Origin of the sequence: Psychromonas algicola (assembly GCF_004378355.1) — a bacterium.
Lineage (GTDB): Bacteria > Pseudomonadota > Gammaproteobacteria > Enterobacterales > Psychromonadaceae > Psychromonas.
Genome location: NZ_SNUB01000008.1, coordinates 108,984 through 128,463, shown reverse-complemented (window position 1 = coordinate 128,463; position 19,480 = coordinate 108,984). Strand labels below are relative to the sequence as shown.

The 19,480-nt window shown below is 37.7% G+C and carries 15 protein-coding genes; 4 read left to right on the top strand and 11 right to left on the bottom strand.

Annotated features, from left to right (window positions below; translation table 11 throughout):
- Nucleotides 1–2 precede the first annotated feature (2 nt).
- Complete coding sequence (gene recC / locus E2R67_RS06205; RefSeq protein ID WP_134290060.1) at nt 3–3,461, bottom strand: exodeoxyribonuclease V subunit gamma; 3,459 nt, start codon at nt 3,459–3,461, stop codon at nt 3–5.
- Between the two features lie 220 nt (nt 3,462–3,681).
- Nucleotides 3,682–3,873 (bottom strand): hypothetical protein, encoded by a 192-nt coding sequence (locus E2R67_RS06200; RefSeq protein ID WP_134290059.1) that lies wholly within the window; start codon nt 3,871–3,873, stop codon nt 3,682–3,684.
- Between the two features lie 768 nt (nt 3,874–4,641).
- Between E2R67_RS06200 and E2R67_RS06195 the strand changes: the two genes are divergently transcribed.
- On the top strand, nt 4,642–4,971 hold the full coding sequence (locus E2R67_RS06195) for a hypothetical protein (RefSeq protein WP_134290058.1): 330 nt from the start codon (nt 4,642–4,644) through the stop codon (nt 4,969–4,971).
- 144 nt (nt 4,972–5,115) lie between these two features.
- Here the strand turns inward: E2R67_RS06195 and glyA are convergent, their stop codons facing one another.
- A complete protein-coding gene (gene glyA, locus E2R67_RS06190; RefSeq protein WP_134290057.1) occupies nt 5,116–6,381 on the bottom strand; it encodes a serine hydroxymethyltransferase in 1,266 nt (421 codons plus the stop codon).
- 370 nt (nt 6,382–6,751) lie between these two features.
- Here glyA and ettA point away from each other — a divergent pair, with 370 nt between their 5' ends.
- Nucleotides 6,752–8,425, top strand: a complete 1,674-nt coding sequence (gene ettA, locus E2R67_RS06185) for an energy-dependent translational throttle protein EttA (RefSeq protein ID WP_134290056.1) — start codon at nt 6,752–6,754, stop codon at nt 8,423–8,425.
- Between the two features lie 204 nt (nt 8,426–8,629).
- Here the strand turns inward: ettA and E2R67_RS06180 are convergent, their stop codons facing one another.
- The 7 genes from E2R67_RS06180 to tyrS form a co-directional block, all read right to left on the bottom strand.
- Nucleotides 8,630–9,775: a cytochrome-c peroxidase gene (locus tag E2R67_RS06180; protein WP_134290055.1), complete on the bottom strand. Its 1,146-nt coding sequence runs from the start codon at nt 9,773–9,775 to the stop codon at nt 8,630–8,632.
- A 1-nt stretch (nt 9,776) separates the two neighbouring features.
- Nucleotides 9,777–10,685, bottom strand: a complete 909-nt coding sequence (locus E2R67_RS06175; protein WP_166739328.1) for a sterol desaturase family protein — start codon at nt 10,683–10,685, stop codon at nt 9,777–9,779.
- On the bottom strand, nt 10,675–11,667 hold the full coding sequence (locus E2R67_RS06170; RefSeq protein ID WP_134290053.1) for a hypothetical protein: 993 nt from the start codon (nt 11,665–11,667) through the stop codon (nt 10,675–10,677). Before E2R67_RS06170 ends, E2R67_RS06175 begins: the two co-directional genes overlap by 11 nt.
- A complete protein-coding gene (locus tag E2R67_RS06165; RefSeq protein WP_134290052.1) occupies nt 11,664–13,076 on the bottom strand; it encodes a di-heme oxidoredictase family protein in 1,413 nt (470 codons plus the stop codon). Before E2R67_RS06165 ends, E2R67_RS06170 begins: the two co-directional genes overlap by 4 nt.
- Before the next feature lie 132 nt (nt 13,077–13,208).
- Nucleotides 13,209–14,546: an imelysin family protein gene (locus E2R67_RS06160; RefSeq protein WP_208379477.1), complete on the bottom strand. Its 1,338-nt coding sequence runs from the start codon at nt 14,544–14,546 to the stop codon at nt 13,209–13,211.
- 374 nt (nt 14,547–14,920) lie between these two features.
- Complete coding sequence (locus E2R67_RS06155; RefSeq protein ID WP_134290050.1) at nt 14,921–15,628, bottom strand: hypothetical protein; 708 nt, start codon at nt 15,626–15,628, stop codon at nt 14,921–14,923.
- A gap of 2 nt (nt 15,629–15,630) precedes the next feature.
- Nucleotides 15,631–16,902: a tyrosine--tRNA ligase gene (gene tyrS, locus E2R67_RS06150; RefSeq protein ID WP_134290049.1), complete on the bottom strand. Its 1,272-nt coding sequence runs from the start codon at nt 16,900–16,902 to the stop codon at nt 15,631–15,633.
- Nucleotides 16,903–17,047: 145 nt separating this feature from the next.
- Here tyrS and mtnN point away from each other — a divergent pair, with 145 nt between their 5' ends.
- A complete protein-coding gene (gene mtnN, locus E2R67_RS06145; protein ID WP_134290048.1) occupies nt 17,048–17,743 on the top strand; it encodes a 5'-methylthioadenosine/S-adenosylhomocysteine nucleosidase in 696 nt (231 codons plus the stop codon).
- Nucleotides 17,743–18,723 (top strand): cobalamin biosynthesis protein, encoded by a 981-nt coding sequence (locus E2R67_RS06140; RefSeq protein ID WP_134290047.1) that lies wholly within the window; start codon nt 17,743–17,745, stop codon nt 18,721–18,723. The genes mtnN and E2R67_RS06140 overlap by 1 nt, the downstream gene beginning before the upstream one ends.
- A gap of 99 nt (nt 18,724–18,822) precedes the next feature.
- Here E2R67_RS06140 and bamJ read toward each other — a convergent pair whose 3' ends face one another.
- On the bottom strand, nt 18,823–19,437 hold the full coding sequence (bamJ, locus tag E2R67_RS06135; protein ID WP_134290046.1) for a BamJ family beta-barrel-assembly machinery protein: 615 nt from the start codon (nt 19,435–19,437) through the stop codon (nt 18,823–18,825).
- Nucleotides 19,438–19,480 lie beyond the last annotated feature (43 nt).

Genomic DNA, 19,480 nt, shown 5'->3' with positions numbered 1-19,480 from the left:
CTTTATTTACCTCCCCACTCTTCATAAATCAGATCGTTAAGATTGCACAATAAAGGCATAAACACTTGCAGAGAAATCACTTCAAATGCTTGCCAATGGTCTTCAATATTCTCAAACATGCGATTAATATAAGGATCATCGGCTTCTGAATAACCTCGGCTGTTATTAAACACTTTTAATGCAGCGTCTTGCCCTGCCGCACGCGTTTCAAAATCCAATTCATCCAACATAAAAACATGGGGTTGTAATTTACACACGGCTTCACACCATTGGTATGCACTTTCAACAAAAAACGGTAAGGCTTGTTGTAGCCCTTGTTGATATAAAGTAATCAATTCAGATAAACGTTGATGTGCATAATCTGCGGAAATTTCTTCAAAGTAATGGCCTTTAGTTTGACCAAACAATGTGGTGTTGAGGTGATGACCATAAACAATACAATAACTTAAATGTTCAACCCACAATTTAAGCAGATCTTTACCTTTGATATTACCCGGTTTAATGCGCACTAAACCATTTTCACAATGGTCATCAAGCGCACCAATTAGATACTTGCCTTCAAAGGGAATATCCACCAAAATTTGTTCAATATCACCAATGAAATAACCGCCATAAATACTAGCTAAATCCACCATTATTTGTAAATCTTTGTTAAACACTAAGGTAGCGAACTCGCCTACAGGTAATTTCCCCTGTGCTTTTAGTCCAGCATATAAATCAGCTAAAGCTTGATCATCCAATCCATTTTCAAACTGTTGTTTTTTCAGCATATATTGCTGCAAATTATCCAACGCAAAGGGTTCATCATTTTGCTGTTCAATTTCATCGATTTCAAAATAAACATTTAACGCTTGATTGAAAAACGCTTTACAAGGATTCTGTAAAAAACGGATCAAACCACTCAACTCAATATGTTCACTTTGTAATAAAGGTAATGGTTGATTAGCTATTTGCTTAGTCAATTCATCTTGCTCTTTATCTACTTGTAGCGCCTTCCACCAATTTTGCTGATAGGTCTGATGCTCGCCTTTGAAGTATTGTTCACTAAAACTTTGCATCGGATAATGATGAGTCAATGAAGCCAATAACGCTTTTTCAAGTTGATCACTTGAGGCAATGCTTTCAATGTCAGCCTGTTCGCCTTCTAGATAAAAGCTCTGCTGGATATAATTCAATAATTCGCTCACCAACACGCTTGGCATTTTTTCGCTGTTATCACTAATATCTTTACCAATGTAACTGACGTAGAAATTTGATTGTGCTGACAATAAAGCTTCGAGGAATAAGTAACGATCTTCGTCTCGACGTGAACGGTCACCACGTTTGCGATGCCCCACCATTAAATCAAAGCCCATTGGCAATAATGAACGCGGATATAACCTATCATTCATGCCTAACAAACACACCACTTTAAAAGGGATAGAGCGCATTGGCATTAAAGTACAGAAGTTAACTTGTCCTGCTAAGAAACGTTGACTATTGGATTGGCTCGCAATATGCACTTGTAGATATTCCACCAACACCATTAGTGAAAGTGGTTGGTCGAATTTAGCTTGTGCGGTTTGTTCGTTAAGTAATTGCATTTGCTGACGAATCTGGCTGAACAAAATACTGTTATCTTCATCTTCCAAATAAAAGTCATCAATTAGCTGGTTAATAAATATTTGCCATTCAGCACAAGACACTTCTTTATTTAAATTACTTTCTAAGGTTAATAAGGTATCAATAAACTCAATAAAACGACCTAATAAATCGCCCTGTAAACCTTGCACTTCATCATAGGGCGCAATGCCGTCGAACAAGTTATCACTCATGGCATAACCTAATAACATGCGTTTTAAACCAAACAGCCAGTTATTTTGATTTAAAGCAGGCAATTCCCATTGTTCCGCGGATTCATTGTTTAATCCCCAGCGAATACCACTTTCGGTGATCCAATGTTGTAATAAATCAAACTCAGATTGTTTAATAGCAAAACGGTTTAAAATCGCTGGGACTTCTAACAGCGCTAAAATATCTTCACGGGTATAACGGCTTTGTTGTAAATTAAGTAGCTGCAAAAAGCTCGCAAGTATTGGATTTTCTTGCTGTGCGCTGACATCTGAAATAGAGAATGGAATAACCACATCATTATTTGAACGGCTAAACACCGCTTCAACATAAGGTGCATAAGCATCAATATTCGGTACCATCACGATAATATCTTTTGGCGTGAGAGTTTTGTCCTTTTCAAACATAGCCAGTAAATTATCGTGCAACACTTCCACTTCACGCATCACACTATGGCAAGCATGTAAGCTGAAAGAATCATCATCTTGACTGATTTGAATACGCTGTGATGAATCATTTAATAAAGAGGAAGAGCTATCACGTAAATCGAGAATATCTGCCTGTAAATGATGTAATAAATTATCGCGGTCAATATCCACAAAGGCATCAACTTCTTGCTGCTCTAAACTATAAAGTTGATATAAAAAATCACGTCCCATTTTCCCCATTGACGCGAGTAATGGGTTTCCCACTTCACTTTCTTGATCGTCACTGGTTGCCCACGCTAAATGCGCTTCATCTTTTTGCCAGCTCGTTGGAGATAACTCAGCCACTTCACCTTCTTGAACTGATAACTTAGGACGAGATTGTGCAAAACGTTTAGCTAACAGTTTAGGGTCAACGATATCCCCCCAATAATAACGGCAAGGATTAGACAACAAAAAGTGTACATCGCAGTGTTCGCCCAAGCCTAATAGCGCTTGTAAATAAGATTCAGGTAACGAGGAGATACCAAAAACGAAAATACGTTTTGGTAAGTGAGAAAGTTGTTCTGTGGTTTTAGTTTCAAGCGTTGCTAAAAAATCTTGGTATAAACCCGCACGATGATAAGCCTTACCTTGAGATTGAAAACCTTCTTTAATGCTCGCCACCAACAAACGCCACAATTTAGCTTGCCATAAATGTGCTTCTAACCATTCTGGTTGTAAGTTTTCTAAACTGACTTGGTGTTCGGCTAAGCTTTCCCAGTTATCAATCCACTCTGGACGGTATACTAAATATTGATCGAATATATCGGCTATTTTTCCACTTAGTTGGAAACGTTTGCGTAAATGCGTATCGTCTTTAAGGTAATCTTTTAATGCAGCAAAGTCCTCATCTTCTAAACACTCTGGCAAGAGCTTCATTATTTGCCATGTCATGGACTGTTTATTAAAAGGACTTTTATCAGGCACATCATCTAAAACATGTTTAAACTGCTGCCAAATAAAACTCGCAGGTAAAGGAAAATCGATATTCGCCGCAATACCTGTCGCTTGTGCAATTTCTAATTGTAACCACTGCGCCATCCCCGGACTTTGTACCAGAATAGTTTCATTTTCAAAGGCATGGCTTAAAGGATCTTGTTGCATCAAAGCAACTAATAAGTCTTTGAGTAAGCTAATTTGATTGGAATGATATACACGAAACACTAGGCATGTCCTTTCTCTTTGAATACGACTTTTATAATACCGCTTTAAAATACTATTCTAAAACACTAAAAGTTTGTTTTTTAAGAGAGATCATCGTACCAATAACAAACGATTAGTACGATGATTTAATGCAGAAATATGTGAAATGAATGACTGAAGTTTGTTTGTGATGACTTTACTTATCAACTTATTTATCGACTTATTTATCTCAACTAGGTCTTTAGTCTGATAATGCAACAAGTTGAACATTATCATGCTTAATCACTTGGTTTAATTCTCCACTATCAAAAGGCTGTTGTTGAACAAGACGCGCACCATGACCACCTCTAGGGCTACCATGCCAAAATGGAGCACATCCAGACGTAACCAAAACAGTGACGACAATGGTTAATACAGATATTATTTTTTTCATAGGTTACTCCTAAATAGAATACGGATGTTCAACCTACAATAAAACTGTGCAAAGACGGTGCAAATGAAGTAAAAATTTTAGCAAAAAAAATCCGCACTTACTATTTGTAATCTAGCAAGTGCTGATTTAATAACGAATGGTATGAACTTTCCCATATCATTTATTGCTTTTAGCAAATGCCAAACAGGATGTTTGGCTTAGGCTCGTTCTGGCCATGGATGGCCAGCAAGAGCCGGTGCGTTATAAAAGCAATGAATAATTTGGATAAGAAAGTGATTCGGTGGTCAGTTTCTTTGCTTGTTGTGGGTAAAAAGTCTTTCTGATAAAAGAAAGCTTAGTCGCCGACAGGGCGAAACCACTGCGAATAAACATCAAGCAGACTGGACGAGCGCAGACGAGCTAGAACAAAAAGTGGCGACAACTAAAACTAGAATACTGAACACCAATTTAGATAAAATAAAGGCAGCTCTTTTTTGCTATATTTCATTAATGAAAAGCGTTGTTAGTCAATTGAGTGAAACAGTATGATAGATTCATTAATTTTATTTAATGATATAAAAAGTGATAATAGTGCCTAAATTATTAATAATGGATAAGAGCCATCTTGATGACTATCCATTAAATATAGCCTTCAACGACTGTCATCAGATTACCTTTATAAAGTGAAAATTAAATAGCTCTGTAATAAAGCGATTAATAAAGTTAAAACGATGCAAATAGATAGTTCTATAAAACCCACTACAACAACTATAAATAAGAGTAAAAATCATGTCAGATGAAAGTCGTGAAAAGGCACAAAATACAGCTTGTTTAATCATTCTTGGTTTGTATTTAATTACCAACATTGTCGTATATGGGTATTTCTTTTGGGCTGGTTATACTGCTATGTATGATTATCGGATGATGGGTTGGGGAGTTCTTGCGCTTATATTAGGTGAATTGATTGAAACTCATATACCCAATAAAATTTTGGGTCCCTCTTTTTTTGATGAAGGTGATGATTGGAAGCTACTTACCTTTGTATTTATAGTGAATTTAATCAAAATATCAGTTTACAGCTGCTTATCTTTTTTCTTTGGTATTTTCTTCGCTTCTTGAATTTAATTAATAACTATCAGAATTAGAAGAAAGCGAAACGAACAAGTTATTTTAAGCAAAAAAAACCGCACTTACTATTTGTAATCTAGCAAGTACGGTTTCACATAATAACCTCGCGGTTAATATTATTTATTCAATTAAAGCTTATGCATAAACAGGGTGTGCTGCACAGAATTTAGCGACTTTAACTTTAACCGCTTCGATTGTTGCAGCTAGTTTTGCTTCATCTTTGATTGCATCAAGAACGTCACAAATCCAAACAGCTAGTTCAGCAGCATCTGCAGCGTTAGCGCCACGACGAGTGAATGCAGGTGTACCGATACGTAAACCACTTGTCACAAATGGAGAACGAGGATCGTTTGGTACAGAGTTCATGTTCACTGTGATGTGAGCAAGACCTAAAGCCGCATCGGCTTCTTTACCTGTGATGTCTTGCGCAATTAAGTCAACTAGGAAAAGATGGTTTTCAGTACCGTTAGATACGATTTTGTAACCGCGATCTTGGAATACTTTAACCATTGCTTTAGCGTTGTCTAACACGTTTTGTTGGTACACTTTAAATGCTGGCTCAGCACATTCTTTAAATGCAACCGCTTTAGCAGCGATAACGTGCATTAATGGACCACCTTGACCGCCTGGGAATACCGCTGAGTTTAGTTTTTTCTCAATTGCTTCGTTAGCTTTAGCCAAGATAAGACCGCCACGTGGGCCGCCTAATGTTTTATGTGTTGTAGTCGTAACAACGTCAGCGAATGGTACAGGGTTAGGGTAAAGACCTGCCGCCACTAAACCAGCTACGTGTGCCATATCAACAAATAGGTAAGCACCTACTTTGTCAGCAATTTCACGGAATTTAGCCCAATCTACGATACCTGAGTATGCAGAGAAACCAGCAACAATCATTGTTGGTTTATGTTCGATTGCTAGACGCTCAACTTCAGCGTAATCCAATACACCTGTATCTGGGTTGATACCGTATTGAACAGCGTTATAAACTTTACCAGAGAAGCTAACAGAAGCACCGTGTGTTAAGTGACCACCGTGAGCAAGGCTCATACCTAAAACAGTATCGCCAGGTGCACATAATGCTGCGTAAACTGCGCTGTTTGCTTGAGAACCCGCATGTGGTTGTACGTTTGCGTAGTCTGCACCGAATAACGATTTAGCACGTTCAATTGCTAAAGATTCAGCAACATCAACATATTCACAACCGCCGTAGTAACGCTTACCAGGGTAACCTTCTGCGTATTTATTTGTTAACTGACTACCTTGCGCTTCCATTACACGTGGGCTTGTGTAGTTTTCAGACGCAATCAGTTCAATGTGATCTTCTTGACGTTGAACTTCATCAGTCATCGACTGCCATAATTCTGGATCGTAATCAGCAATATTCATATCGCGGTTAAACATGTGCATCTCCTGCTAGGAATGGTAAGTATTCGAATAAATTTTGATACAGCGCATTTTACGCAATCTTTGCGCTATTGCATAGAGCAAATAGTATGAAAATTATCTGAAATTAACTTGAATAAAATTAATAGAAAGATAATTTATAGTTAACTTTCTTAATGTAAATTTAAATTGCTATGCGGAATTAGGAATTAAATACTTATAAATCCCACTAATTAACGAATCAAAACAACGCTATGCACACAATATTTCTAGTACCTTCATAATTTCCAGTTCTAAAATGATTGATATCAAGCATTTCATTGCGCAGCCATTTACAACCCAATACAATAGGCGGCAATTAAATTCATATTTATTAAAAGGTATTGTAATGGCTCTTCCAGATAAGTTTATTTTTTCAATGAACCGAGTGAGCAAGGTAGTTCCGCCTAAGCGCACTATTTTAAAAGACATCTCATTAAGCTTTTTCCCGGGTGCAAAAATCGGCGTATTAGGTTTGAATGGTTCAGGTAAATCTACCCTTCTTCGTATTATGGCTGGTGTTGATCAAGAATTTGAAGGTGAAGCGCGCGCATTAACAGGTACTAAAATTGGTTACCTTCCGCAGGAGCCAGTACTTGATCTTGAAAAAAATGTTCGTGAAATTATTGAAGAAGCCGTTGTTGAAGTTAAATCTGCATTAACTGAGTTAGATGCAGTTTATGCCGCTTACGCTGAAGAAGGTGCAGACTTTGATGCACTGGCTAAACGCCAAGGTCAACTTGAAGATATTATTCAAGCACATGACGGTCATAATCTTGATAATCAATTAGAGCGTGCAGCGGATGCATTACGTTTACCCGCTTGGGATCAACCTGTAAAAGTTCTGTCTGGTGGTGAGCGCCGTCGTGTTGCTTTATGCCGTTTGTTACTTGAAAAACCTGATATGTTATTGCTTGATGAACCAACCAATCACTTGGATGCTGAATCGGTTGCATGGTTAGAGCGTTTCTTACATGACTATGAAGGCACTGTTGTAGCGATCACGCATGACCGTTACTTCTTAGATAATGTAGCTGGTTGGATCTTAGAGCTTGACCGTGGTTACGGCATTCCATGGGAAGGTAACTACTCTTCTTGGTTAGAACAAAAAGATGCGCGTTTGAAACAAGAAGCATCGCAAGAGAAAGCACGTCAACGCCAAATTGAACAAGAGTTAGAATGGGTTCGTTCAAACGCAAAAGGACGTCAATCTAAAAGCAAAGCACGTTTATCTCGTTTTGAAGAGCTTAATAATCAAGACTTCCAAAAACGTAATGAAACCAATGAACTATTTATTCCAACAGGCCAACGTTTAGGTGATCAAGTGATTGATGTTAATAACTTAACAAAATCATTTGATGGCCGTGTATTAATTGATGACTTAAGCTTCCGTATTCCTAAAGGTGCGATTGTTGGGATCATCGGTGCCAATGGTGCAGGTAAATCAACATTATTTAAAATGTTAGATGGCACTGAGAAACCAGATTCAGGCGAAATTATTATTGGTGAATCGGTACAAATGGCAAGTGTCGATCAGTTCCGTGATCATATGGATGACAAACTGACTGTATTTGAAGAAGTATCAGGCGGTAGTGATATTATTCAAGTGGGTAATATTGAAATTCCAAGCCGCGCCTATTTAGGTCGTTTCAACTTTAAAGGTTCAGACCAATCTAAAGTCGTGGGTGATTTATCAGGTGGTGAGCGTGGTCGTTTACATTTAGCAAAACTGCTTAAATCTGGTGGTAACTTGTTATTACTCGATGAACCAACCAATGATTTAGATATTGAAACATTACGCGCACTTGAAGATGCCCTACTCGGTTTTGCAGGTTGTGCCATGGTTATCTCGCATGACCGTTGGTTCTTAGACCGTATTGCAACGCATATCATTGATTATCGTGATGAAGGTAAAGTTAACTTCTACGAAGGTAACTACACCGATTACGAAGAATGGATGAAGAAAACATACGGTGCAGCAGCCGTTGAGCCAACACGCGTTAAATACAAACGTATTGGTTAGTTTTATAATCAATTAACGATGCAAAACAAAAAAGCTCATTCAATTGAATGGGCTTTTTTATAGGTAAAAATCTATATAACTAACTTATATTTAGGTTATTCATAAACTCACTATATTTAGCTAATTTCTAAATAAAAAATACCAAAGGTGGCTTAAAAGCCACGTCCCAAAAACACAAATTTGAATCTCTAATAATCAGCTCTACTACTTTTCAATCAGTGGCTCAAAGCGTTTATCGGTTAATATCTTCATAAAGGCAACTAAGGCATCTATTTTACGATCTGTTAATGCTTGCGCTTCAAGGTCTGCTTTATCTACTGTGTTAGGGACTTCAGGTAACTCCCAAGGTAAACCTGTTTCAGGGTTTATGGTGCGTTCCGGATTATTATAATGGTCGTAAAATTCCATCACAGTACGTAATTCTTTAAACACTCCATTATGCATATAAGGTGCTGTCACCGCGACATTACGCAAAGATGGATTCTTAAATTTACCATCGTATTGAGGATCGCTTACGGCTGGATTTTCTAACAGACCATGGTCAATGTGACCTGCTTTCAATCCCGCTAAACGAAGTATTTCAGCATTAGACGGTACGCCAATATTACGATATTGATGATTAGTGAAAGGCTCTTGCTTGCTATCTTCTGTTTTTAATAAATGACAGCTATTACAATTCACATTGTTATTTGAGAAGAATAAAGTTCGACCTAAATCTTCTAAGACTGTTAGCTCATATTCACCTTTTAAGAATCGGTCATATTTACTATCGTAAGTGGCAAACTGTTTTGTATTTTCAAAGGCTTGAATTGCATTTGCAAAACCTTGAAAAGCCGGTAAAACATCATGCTTAGTAGATGAATCAAATACTGACTCTCCATATAAACGTTTGAATGTAGTGACATAGAAAGGATTCTCTTGAATGCGTTCAACTAATGCTTGTGCGCTAGGTAACCCCATTTCTGCAGGATTTAATGGTGGTCCCATTGCTTGATCTGCTAGGGTATTAGCGCGACCATCCCAAAACTGTCCTCCCACATACTCTTTTAAAGCTGCATCAAAATGAAATGATGGAGAAGTATTAGCATAACCAGCCATTGGTGCATTACGTCCACCAAAGGAATGACCATCATCGCCTAAAGATGCAACACCATTTCCTGCATTTTCACGATGATCTGTAAACGCTTTTGCAGGATCATGACAAGTAGAACAAGACATGGTGCGATTAGCGGAAAAGTTAGGATCTAAGAATAATATCTGTCCTAATTGTGCTTCTGTCATTTGCGTTTCAGCATTAACATGGCTTGCTGCAGCGAGTGTGATGAATAAACAATAAACTATTTTTTTCATTTTAATTCCGTCGAATGTTTCTATAAATATCAAAAAAGGGGGTAATAATAATTTTTATAATGCCATCGTATTTTTTTCTTTTACCCGAGCCAAGACCAAATGCCTGATCCGCAGGAACATCTTTAGATAACCTTAACGTGCCAAATATCCAATCCCACAAGGCAAATACACTACCTAAGTTTTTGTGTACATTTCTTTGTTGATGGTGCACTTGATGTTGCGCCGGTGAAATAAATATACGCTCTAACCAAGCACCATAACTAAGGCGTATATGGCTATGCCTCAAATTACCTGTAAAAGAAAATAAAATGACAACAAAAGCGTTTCCACCGAATACTGTATAAAGGTTAATACGAGCACCAAAACAAAAAATAAAGATGCCAGTCACTACACCTGCAACCACCGCATTACGCAATGCAAAAAGTAGTATTTCTACTGGATGCAAGCGATAGAAAGTCAATGGATTCAATGATTCTGGGCTATGATGAACTTTGTGAAATTTCCATAACCAACGGTTTGTATGCATCCAGCGATGTAACCAATAACGGCTAACGTCTCCAAGTAGAAATAAACAGAGCGTATAAGCCAGCACGATATCGCGATAATACCAAGATAAAAACAAGGGTTCAGCGATTGAATTCAAGCCATTCAAGGTCCAAAGTGCAACGGTATTTCCAGAAATTAGCACGGGCACAATAAACAAGATTTTAAATAACCAGTTAAATATAAAATAGCGGTAATCTAGCTTTGCGTCGGCATTTAGCCAGTATGCTTTTAATTTAGGAAGTGAAATAGTCCCAATTTTAAAGGTATACCATATAAAGGCGATCACTGCGCTAGCAAGAAGGTAACCCCAGAAAATCCGGTTGCTACCATCCATCAATAACGCTAAAGGAGTATCAATCACCATCTGCATCGATTAAGTTTGCTGACACGCCAATCTGACTTACTAAATGTTTGTAAAATGCTTTTTGCAGATCAGATAATCGTTTAACGACTGAGGTCATGGCAATTGCATTAAAATTGTGATCAACGGGTGTATTTTTATAAGCTAACGATGACGTTTTCAAAGCTGCTTGCACAACTTTAACGCCTTCCATGCCTTGTTTTTCATGAGCAATGGTTGCAATGTTAGGTTGCGTGTCTTCGGCTAACAGCTGTTTATTAGTTTCTAATATTCCACCTATAAAAGCCCAAGATGCTTGACTATAAGGGTATTGTTGATGTTCTGGTTTAGCAGGACCGGGATCTGCTTTTGTTAATCCGCTCACCTGTGCGATACGCCAATCTCGTGTTTTATAAATATGTTCGATTTGTGCATTCACCACCAGTGATAATCCTCTTTCCACGTCGAAAAGGAACTCATCACGGTTTGCTTTATAACCCTCGCTAATTTGCGTAAATCGTTTACAAACATTAGCGACCATGATTTCAGCAAACTCTTTTCGGCGTTCAGACCATTCTCCGCTGAACATCACTGAATCAATGGCACCCATGGTTTTATATGAGTTTTTATAGAGTGCTGTTGATACTTTACTATCACGACCGACTAAGCGTTCAATACTTTCATGGATATCTTCATTACCACTATGAAAATAATCAATCATCAACGAGTAATCCATTGCATTCATATCATAATCGCCAAGAATGTAGCTCGCTTGCACACGTCCCCACCCTTCAGCAAGTTGGACAAATGCTTGATGACGAACATCGGCAGAATCACTTTCTAAAGCGCCTTGTAAATTCACACAATAGTTAACTGCGTTATCGGCATTATGCTGAAGCACGTTGTCATAAATAGAGGCATAAGGGTCTTTCTCTTGAGCCTGGCTTAACTCTGCGTGACTTAAACTAAGTAAACAGATGAATGAAAGCGGGGTAAAAATCTTCATAGTTGCTCCAAAAAATGTAACAAGGCCAAGCGCTCTGCCTGGGTTAATTTAATAAATGTTGATTTAGCTATTTCAGCTTCTCCACCGTGCCAAAGAATGGCTTCTTCCGGCGTTTTAGCTCGTGCATCATGCAGGAAACGATGTTGCTTACGTACTCGATCACCTACACCCCATAACACTGCGGTGCGAAACTCTCGCTCAGTTGCAAGAAATTCGGGACGGCCATCTTGTAATTCATCCCCCATATCGTGCAAGAGTAAATCAGAATAAGGTTCGAACTCAATACCTTTATTAGTGGTTAATGTCGGACGGTGACAACTAGCACAACCAATTGATTCAAATAGTTTTTTTCCTTGCTGTCCTTGAGCATCTAAAGTCATCGTTTTAGGTGCTTTGTGATCACGAATAAATGAAGCAATCGCTTGTAAACGCAACATAGGAAGATCTAGATGACCTAATCTTGTGGTATCGCCTTTAGGTGCAGCTAAACAATCAGCTTGCGCAGGTTGACACAACTCTTCAGGAAAAAATGGATTGGTTAGCCCCAAATCATGCGCAGCAGCAGCGGCAGTTTGCCCAACAATGCTCGACGCACTCGCCTTCCAATTCAAACGTCCTAATATTTTTTTATCTTGTACTGGTGAATTTAACCAGTTTGCACGACCGCTAATGCCATCGCCATTTTCATCTAATGGATCTTCCCAGGCTAGGATATCTTCGTTAGAAACTTGTTCGATCAATCGTAAACCCGCTAATGTAGGAGGTTGTCTTAATGCAATCACAGTTTCTTTTGCTAGCGGGCCATAGGCTAGGTTATCTAAATAGGGAATTAATTTTGTTAATGTTAGAGACTGTCCATCGGGATAAGTAAAAGAACGAGATTCTGTTTTTAATCTTGTTTGTGCTTCTGCCTTTACTTTACCGTTACCTCTTATTGAAACCTGAGCACCATAAACAGGATCAGGCACACTGTCATGCATTGGTGTATCGAGGTTATTTATTAAAAACCGTGATGAGTGTTGGCTAGGCTGAGTTAATTTAAACACTAAGCTGCGTAATGGCTGATTTTGATCACTGATTGTTGGTGCACTGCCGTTATTTATATGGCAACTCACACAGGTATTAGAGCTGAAATGAGGACCAAGTCCATCTCGTGCAGTGGTTGCACTGGGGGCTTCTACCCAAGGAATAGTGAAAAAAGAACGGCCAAGAATATATTGATCAAACTCCTCATCATTCATTTTAATTGGTTGAGAGAAAGGTTTACTACCATTAGCATGTGTAAATTCATTTGTATTAAAAGTACTAGTTTTATCGTTCGTCTCACTATGAACAAAATGACTAGTTGCCAAAAACAAAAAAATGCCTCGAAACAATTGTTTCACAAGCTTATTAACATTATTTTTCATAAATCACTTTCAAAATAAATTACACCTAGTGGCGATAAAAAGGGTAAAACGAGAAACGCCACCAACCGAAATCGGCAAGTGGCGTTGATAAAAATGAAGTTACTGGTTTACAGTATTATCATTTTAGTTCACTTAAAGCTGTGTTTCTTCAGCGTCAGTCACATCACTTGTTGTTAGTGAAATACCGTATGCACCAGAAACAGTTACCATTTGGTCACCTAGGCGACGTAATTGGTTTTTAAGCGTGACAATATTTTGTACACTTGCTTCATTTTCAGGGCGGATTTGGTAATCAAAATGCATTGTTGTCGTTGCTAATGTGTTGATTTTAGCAATTCGCATTTCAATATCAGCCATTAAGTTTGTGATAACCGCTTGCTCTTCTGACGATAATTTATCAATAAAAGCAGGACCTACTTTTTTACCTTTGTATTCACCTAATAATACGTTTTTAATACCTTGATAATTTAAAGCAATATCACGGTGTGTATTATCAGAGAAACATGAATGCTCATCTTCTTCACTTGGCGTTAATACTGCAACAGCAATACGTTCGTTAGCTAATTCTGATTTAGAAAATACACCAACACCTGCAAAAATTTGTTTTAGAGAAGTCGCTTCGTCAATATTTTTAGATGCTTGCTCGCCCGTTAATTGGTCTAATAAAGCAGCGCGGTAAAGACCTTTATCGCCATCAACATCATCTGCCCAAGCACTAGATACTAGCGATAAATCATCAACTAATTTAACAGCAACAGCATTAAGGTAGTCAAGACGACGTTTAGCCAATTTATCTGTTGTAAAGTCTGTAAGTGGACGTTGACCCGCAGTCATTGCACCATTTGTTACAGAGTCTTCGATCATATTGTTGTAATCTTGATCTTGTCCCCACAGCATAAACTCAATAGCGTGGTAACCAGCAGCAACATTAGCATCACCACCATTTGTATTTAATGCGCTAATTGCATCCGGTGTAATTTCAGATACGTCAACAGCAGTTACATCTTCACCACCTGGTGTAAATAAACCTTTAGTATCAATGATGTTACCACTAGTGTGCTTGCTGTTTGCATCTGTAGTGTAATCAATCATGTTTTCATCTAACGGCCAAGAATTAAGTTCGCCTTCTACTGCGCCGTAAGTTTCAGCTACCCAACCTTCTTCAGCATCAATAGGACCATTTGAAAGACGGAAGATTTCAGTTGTTCCATAACTTTCGCGAGACACTAACCATGCAGATTTTGCAGCTTGTAATGTTGCTTTAGTTGGCTTATTTGAAAAAGCATCAATGGCAGCTTGTAACGCTTTTGCATCTTTAAGTGCATCTGCATAGTTAGCAGAAGCAATGGATGCATAAGTAGATAATGCAGTAGGATTGTCATAGTTAACTGTTGACTGTTGAGTTGAACAACCTACTAAACCCGCGATTACTGCGCCTGCAATAAGACTTCTTAACATTGTTTTTTTCACTTTGCCTTCCTTTGTATTCATTAAAAAATTAATTTGATTCGGCCAAACCTTATTAGTAATGATTTCAGCTATCATTTAGCCTGTTAATATGGCGAGTATAAATTATATAAACAGCACAATCAATAATAACTATCATTAAGGTTAAATGTTTTTAAAATAAACAGAAAGCAAACTTTTCTTAGCGAAAGCTATAATTATGAAGATATATTTAGCAGTAGATTGTTCAGCGTTCACTGATGTTCATCAGGATGAGTTTGGTATAAAAATGCTATGGAATTAAACATACAAAAAAGCCCTTTAACCATTTTTACGATTTGGTTAAAGGGCTTTTATTATTTAAGATTTATATTATAAAACTTAAATGTTAGTGTTTATTAAAATGCAAAGATAACTCTGCCTAAGAATTCTTGATCATGATTAACAGAAGCGCTTACGCCAAAAGTTTCAGATAATTTGATACCAGCATCAACTGTTCCTTGGAACTCTTCAATTTCAACACCATCCATACTATGAATATAAACAGGTGCAGCTCCAACCCAAATTTGATCATTCACATTAAATCGAACGGCGATTTCAAATGTAACAAAAGTACTGTCTACAATGTCATTTCCCCACATATATCCAACGCTCATTTTAGGATAAGCACTCAATCTATCGTCTGGGAATTTTAATTTTGAAAATAAGCCAAGTTCAACACTGTCTACATTTTTAAAAAATGCATCTGGACCTTCATCTCTGTCAAATTCAACATCTTCACTCCATGTGCTTTCAATAGTCACGCCTGAGTCAGAGGCACTATTTAATAATAAATAGTTAGCTTCATAATGTTCTAAATCTTGTTTAGCAGCCACTTCGATACGTTGTTGATAAACACCACCTAAATAGCCCCCGAAATTAGCTGAAATATCGATACCTTCGGTGCCACTGCCTAAGTTAACATTAGAATAAGTCGCAACCGGACTCCCCCAACTTTCAGTATTTACAGGGTCACCTTCTGCTGCATTAGCAGTGAATGAAAATAGGCCAATTAAAGAAACAATAGAGACTTTTAATACCGTATTTTTTGCGATGATATGTTTCATTTTTATTTCCAAATAAATAGATTAAATAAACGCTTGCCACGTTTAATTAATGTGTAACTTCCGAATAAAGCGTCTGATTTATTAATCACCGCTTCACTATCTGTTAATTTTTCTCCATTAACCATGACAGCACCATTATTTAAAAATTCGCGAGCCATTTTGTTTGAAGCAGCTAATTCACAACTTGTTAATAACTCTACAATTGAAGCAGATTCTGTGCCAACTTCTGTTGCTGGTAACCCATCCTGCGCAAGTTGTGCAAGGTCAGATTCACTTAAACTACTTAAATCGCCAGAAAATAACGCTTCAGTAATACGTTCAGCAGAAGCTAAACCTTGCTCGCCATGAACAAGTTTAGTGACTTCTTTGGCTAAAATAGTTTGTCCCTGAGGTCGACCTTTAACCATTTTATCTTTTTCTTCAATTTCTGCAATTTCTTCAACAGATAAGAAAGTAAAGTAACGTAAGAACTTATAAACATCTGCGTCTAATGTGGTGATCCAAAATTGGAAAAATGCATAAGGCGATGTCTTAGTCGGATCTAACCATATTGTACCAGACTCAGTTTTACCAAATTTAGTTCCGTCAGATTTTGTGACCAACGGCATAGTTAAACCAAATACTTTTTCTTGGTTCATGCGACGCGTTAAATCAATACCACCGGTAATGTTACCCCATTGATCTGATCCACCAATTTGTAAGGTACAGGCTTTTTCTTTATTTAATGCTGCAAAATCATAAGATTGTAATAACATGTAGCTAAATTCAGTGAATGAAATACCAGCACCTTCACGGTCAATACGTTGTTTTACCGATTCTTTTTGGATCATTGCATTAACGCTAAAGTGCTTACCTACATCACGCAAAAATGAAATGCTGTCCATTTTGCCAATCCAATCAAGATTGTTAACCACTTCAGCGGCATTTTCTTTATCGCCAAACTCAACAAAAGCACTCACTTGCTTTTTAATAGAATCAACCCAGCTTTCGACAACATCATCACTGTTTAACTTACGTTCAGCCGCTTTAAAACTTGGATCACCAATTAATCCCGTTGCGCCTCCCACTAAAGCTAAAGGTTTATGCCCAGCTTCTTGAAAACGTTTAAGAATTAATAACGGTACTAAACTACCGATATGTAAGCTATCAGCTGTTGGATCAAAACCACAATATAAGGTACGGCTTGCACTAGATAAATGTTCATGTAATTCTTCGTCCGCAGTTGTTTGTGCGATTAAACCACGTGCTTTTAGATCTTCGAGTAAGGCATTCATTTGCTTTTTCCTAGCTTGCTACCGATAACATAATAATTATGCGAGATTTTACACAGTTCAACACTATAAAAAAACCTTAGAGTGAAGATATCCCCAACAATATGATAGCATTACAGCATTATTAGTATATTTAAGAGAAAATAACATGAAAATAGGCATCATTGGCGCAATGGACGAAGAAGTTGCGATCCTAAAATCTGCGATGAATAACGTAATAACAACCAAAGTAGCTGGTTGTGAATTTTATCAAGGTGAGCTTAATGGCAAACAAGTTGTCTTAACAAAATCGGGAATAGGCAAAGTAGCAGCAGCCGTTGCAACCACTTTGTTATTAGAAAAATTCTCACCAGATACCATTATTAATACGGGTTCGGCAGGTGGTTTTGATACTAATTTAAATGTGGGTGATATTGTAATTTCAACTGAAGTTAGATTCCATGATGTCGATTTAACCGCATTTGGTTATGAAATTGGCCAAATGGCGCAACTACCTCCGGCTTTTGAAGCAACGCCTTCATTAATCGACATAGCAGAGCAATCAGCAAAAACCTTACCGGCTCTAAATATTGTTAAGGGACTTATTTGTACGGGCGACATTTTTATGGCGGCTCCCGCTAAAACAGAGATTGCACGTAATCACTTTCCAACTATGATGGCATGCGAAATGGAAGCAGCCGCTATCGCACAAGTATGTTATCAATTCTCAGTCCCTTTTGTGATTATCCGTTCACTATCAGATATCGCAGGTAAAAAGTCCGAGTTATCATTTGAAGAGTTTCTGCCTGTTGCTGCTAAAAATGCCTCAATATTAGTAGAAGCCATTGTTGATAGACTCAATTAATGGACGCAACACTTTTATTATTAGAGCAACACAGTGTTTATTTTAGCTTTATGCTAGTTGCACTGTGTTCCTTTTTCTTTTCATTACCTAAAGATCTTAACCCTCTTTCAGCTTTTGCTGTTATTTTTCAGCAAATATCAACAAAAGTAAATTTAGAAACCCGCAGCGATAGCTATAAACGTTTAGCGAGCATCCTGTCTTTTACTATTATATTCAGCCCGCTTGCTCTGATTATTAGCCAATTGTATATTGTTGCTTTTAAACCTGTTGCCATAGATATCATCGTTTTATATGTCTTATTGTCTTGGCATGATCGTATGCATGTTTATCAGCAAATCAATACTGAATTACAATCTAAAAACCTACCTAAAGCGAAGCTTTTATTAGCAGACTTAACGTTAAGAGATACTAAGCCACTTTCTTTAGTCGGCATTAATAAAGCGACCATTGAATCTCTGGTCTTACATATGTCAAATAGCTGGTTTGCTGTCGTTTTTTGGTATTTAACCACTGGGATTTACGGCGCTTTATTTTATCAGTTGATGAGCATTTGTTCCCAACAATGGAATTGTAAACAAGAAAAGCATCAAGCACTTGGTAAGATTCCATCGATTATTGTGCAAACTTTACAGCTGCCAGTACACATTCTATTGAGTTTCACATTTTCTTTCTACGATCGCCCTATTAAGACGCTTTTAGCTAAATTTAAACAAAGTGTTCATTGGCACCATTTTTCATCCGGATTGTTATTAAGTAGCTTTGCCTTAAGCCTGCAAATTCAGTTAGGTGGTGTGCGAATGTATGAATCAGAAAAAGTAACTTATAGTAATTTAGGTTTCAATAGACCGCCTCGAGTAGATGTCATTAATTTGGCGATACAACGTATTACCTTAACCGCTTGGTTCTGGTTAATTTGTATAACAGGCTATGAATTTTTACCAAGTATCTTGGCTTATTTTGGTGGCGCTTATAATTATTAGTGCCTAAGCAATCGTTTCTGTTCCTCAAAAAATCACAATAAAAAAGGCCGTTTACCTAATCAGATAAACGGCCTTTTTATTAAATTAATGCTAATTTAGTTATTTAACTTCTAATAACTCAACATCAAATACTAATGTTGCATGTGGACCAATTGCAGCACCTGCGCCACGTTCACCGTATGCAAGAGCAGCAGGGATAGTTAGTTTGTATTTAGCACCAGGAGACATTAATTGTAATGCTTCAGTCCAACCAGCAATCACACCACCAACTGGGAATTCAGCAGGTTGGCCACGTTCAACAGAACTATCAAAAACAGTACCGTCGATTAGTGAACCGTGGTAATGAACACTTACTGTAGATTCAGCAGTTGGTTTTTCACCAGCACCTTCAGCGATCACTTCATATTGAAGGCCTGATGCAGTAACAACAACCCCCTCTTTCTTAGCATTTTCAGCTAAGAATGCTTCACCAGCTGCACCTAATACTTTAGCTTGCTCTGCAGCTTCTGCTTGCATACGCTCAGAGATCACTTGGAAAGCAGCTTGTAGTTCTTGTTGAGAAACTTTACTTTCTGCGCCAGCAAATGCATCAGCAATACCAGCAGAAACTGCTGAAATATCTAGACCTTCGAAAGGATTAGAAGCAAGTTGCTCACCCATTTGTAAACCGATACCGTAACTTGCTTGTTGTTCTTGAGTAGTATATTCAGACATAAATTTCTCTTAATATTATTAAATTTCTGGGTTTCCCCACCAT

Excerpts from the sequence above, each read along its gene's own strand:
- mtnN (WP_134290048.1), top strand. The coding sequence starts at position 17,048 with ATGAAAATAGGCATCATTGGCGCAATGGACGAAGAAGTTGCGATCCTA.
- E2R67_RS06180 (WP_134290055.1), bottom strand. The coding sequence starts at position 9,775 with ATGAAAAAAATAGTTTATTGTTTATTCATCACACTCGCTGCAGCAAGC.
- E2R67_RS06165 (WP_134290052.1), bottom strand. The coding sequence starts at position 13,076 with ATGAAAAATAATGTTAATAAGCTTGTGAAACAATTGTTTCGAGGCATT.
- E2R67_RS06170 (WP_134290053.1), bottom strand. The coding sequence starts at position 11,667 with ATGAAGATTTTTACCCCGCTTTCATTCATCTGTTTACTTAGTTTAAGT.
- E2R67_RS06195 (WP_134290058.1), top strand. The coding sequence starts at position 4,642 with ATGTCAGATGAAAGTCGTGAAAAGGCACAAAATACAGCTTGTTTAATC.
- E2R67_RS06200 (WP_134290059.1), bottom strand. The coding sequence starts at position 3,873 with ATGAAAAAAATAATATCTGTATTAACCATTGTCGTCACTGTTTTGGTT.
- E2R67_RS06155 (WP_134290050.1), bottom strand. The coding sequence starts at position 15,628 with ATGAAACATATCATCGCAAAAAATACGGTATTAAAAGTCTCTATTGTT.
- tyrS (WP_134290049.1), bottom strand. The coding sequence starts at position 16,902 with ATGAATGCCTTACTCGAAGATCTAAAAGCACGTGGTTTAATCGCACAA.
- ettA (WP_134290056.1), top strand. The coding sequence starts at position 6,752 with ATGGCTCTTCCAGATAAGTTTATTTTTTCAATGAACCGAGTGAGCAAG.
- E2R67_RS06175 (WP_166739328.1), bottom strand. The coding sequence starts at position 10,685 with ATGGTGATTGATACTCCTTTAGCGTTATTGATGGATGGTAGCAACCGG.
- E2R67_RS06140 (WP_134290047.1), top strand. The coding sequence starts at position 17,743 with ATGGACGCAACACTTTTATTATTAGAGCAACACAGTGTTTATTTTAGC.
- bamJ (WP_134290046.1), bottom strand. The coding sequence starts at position 19,437 with ATGTCTGAATATACTACTCAAGAACAACAAGCAAGTTACGGTATCGGT.
- glyA (WP_134290057.1), bottom strand. The coding sequence starts at position 6,381 with ATGTTTAACCGCGATATGAATATTGCTGATTACGATCCAGAATTATGG.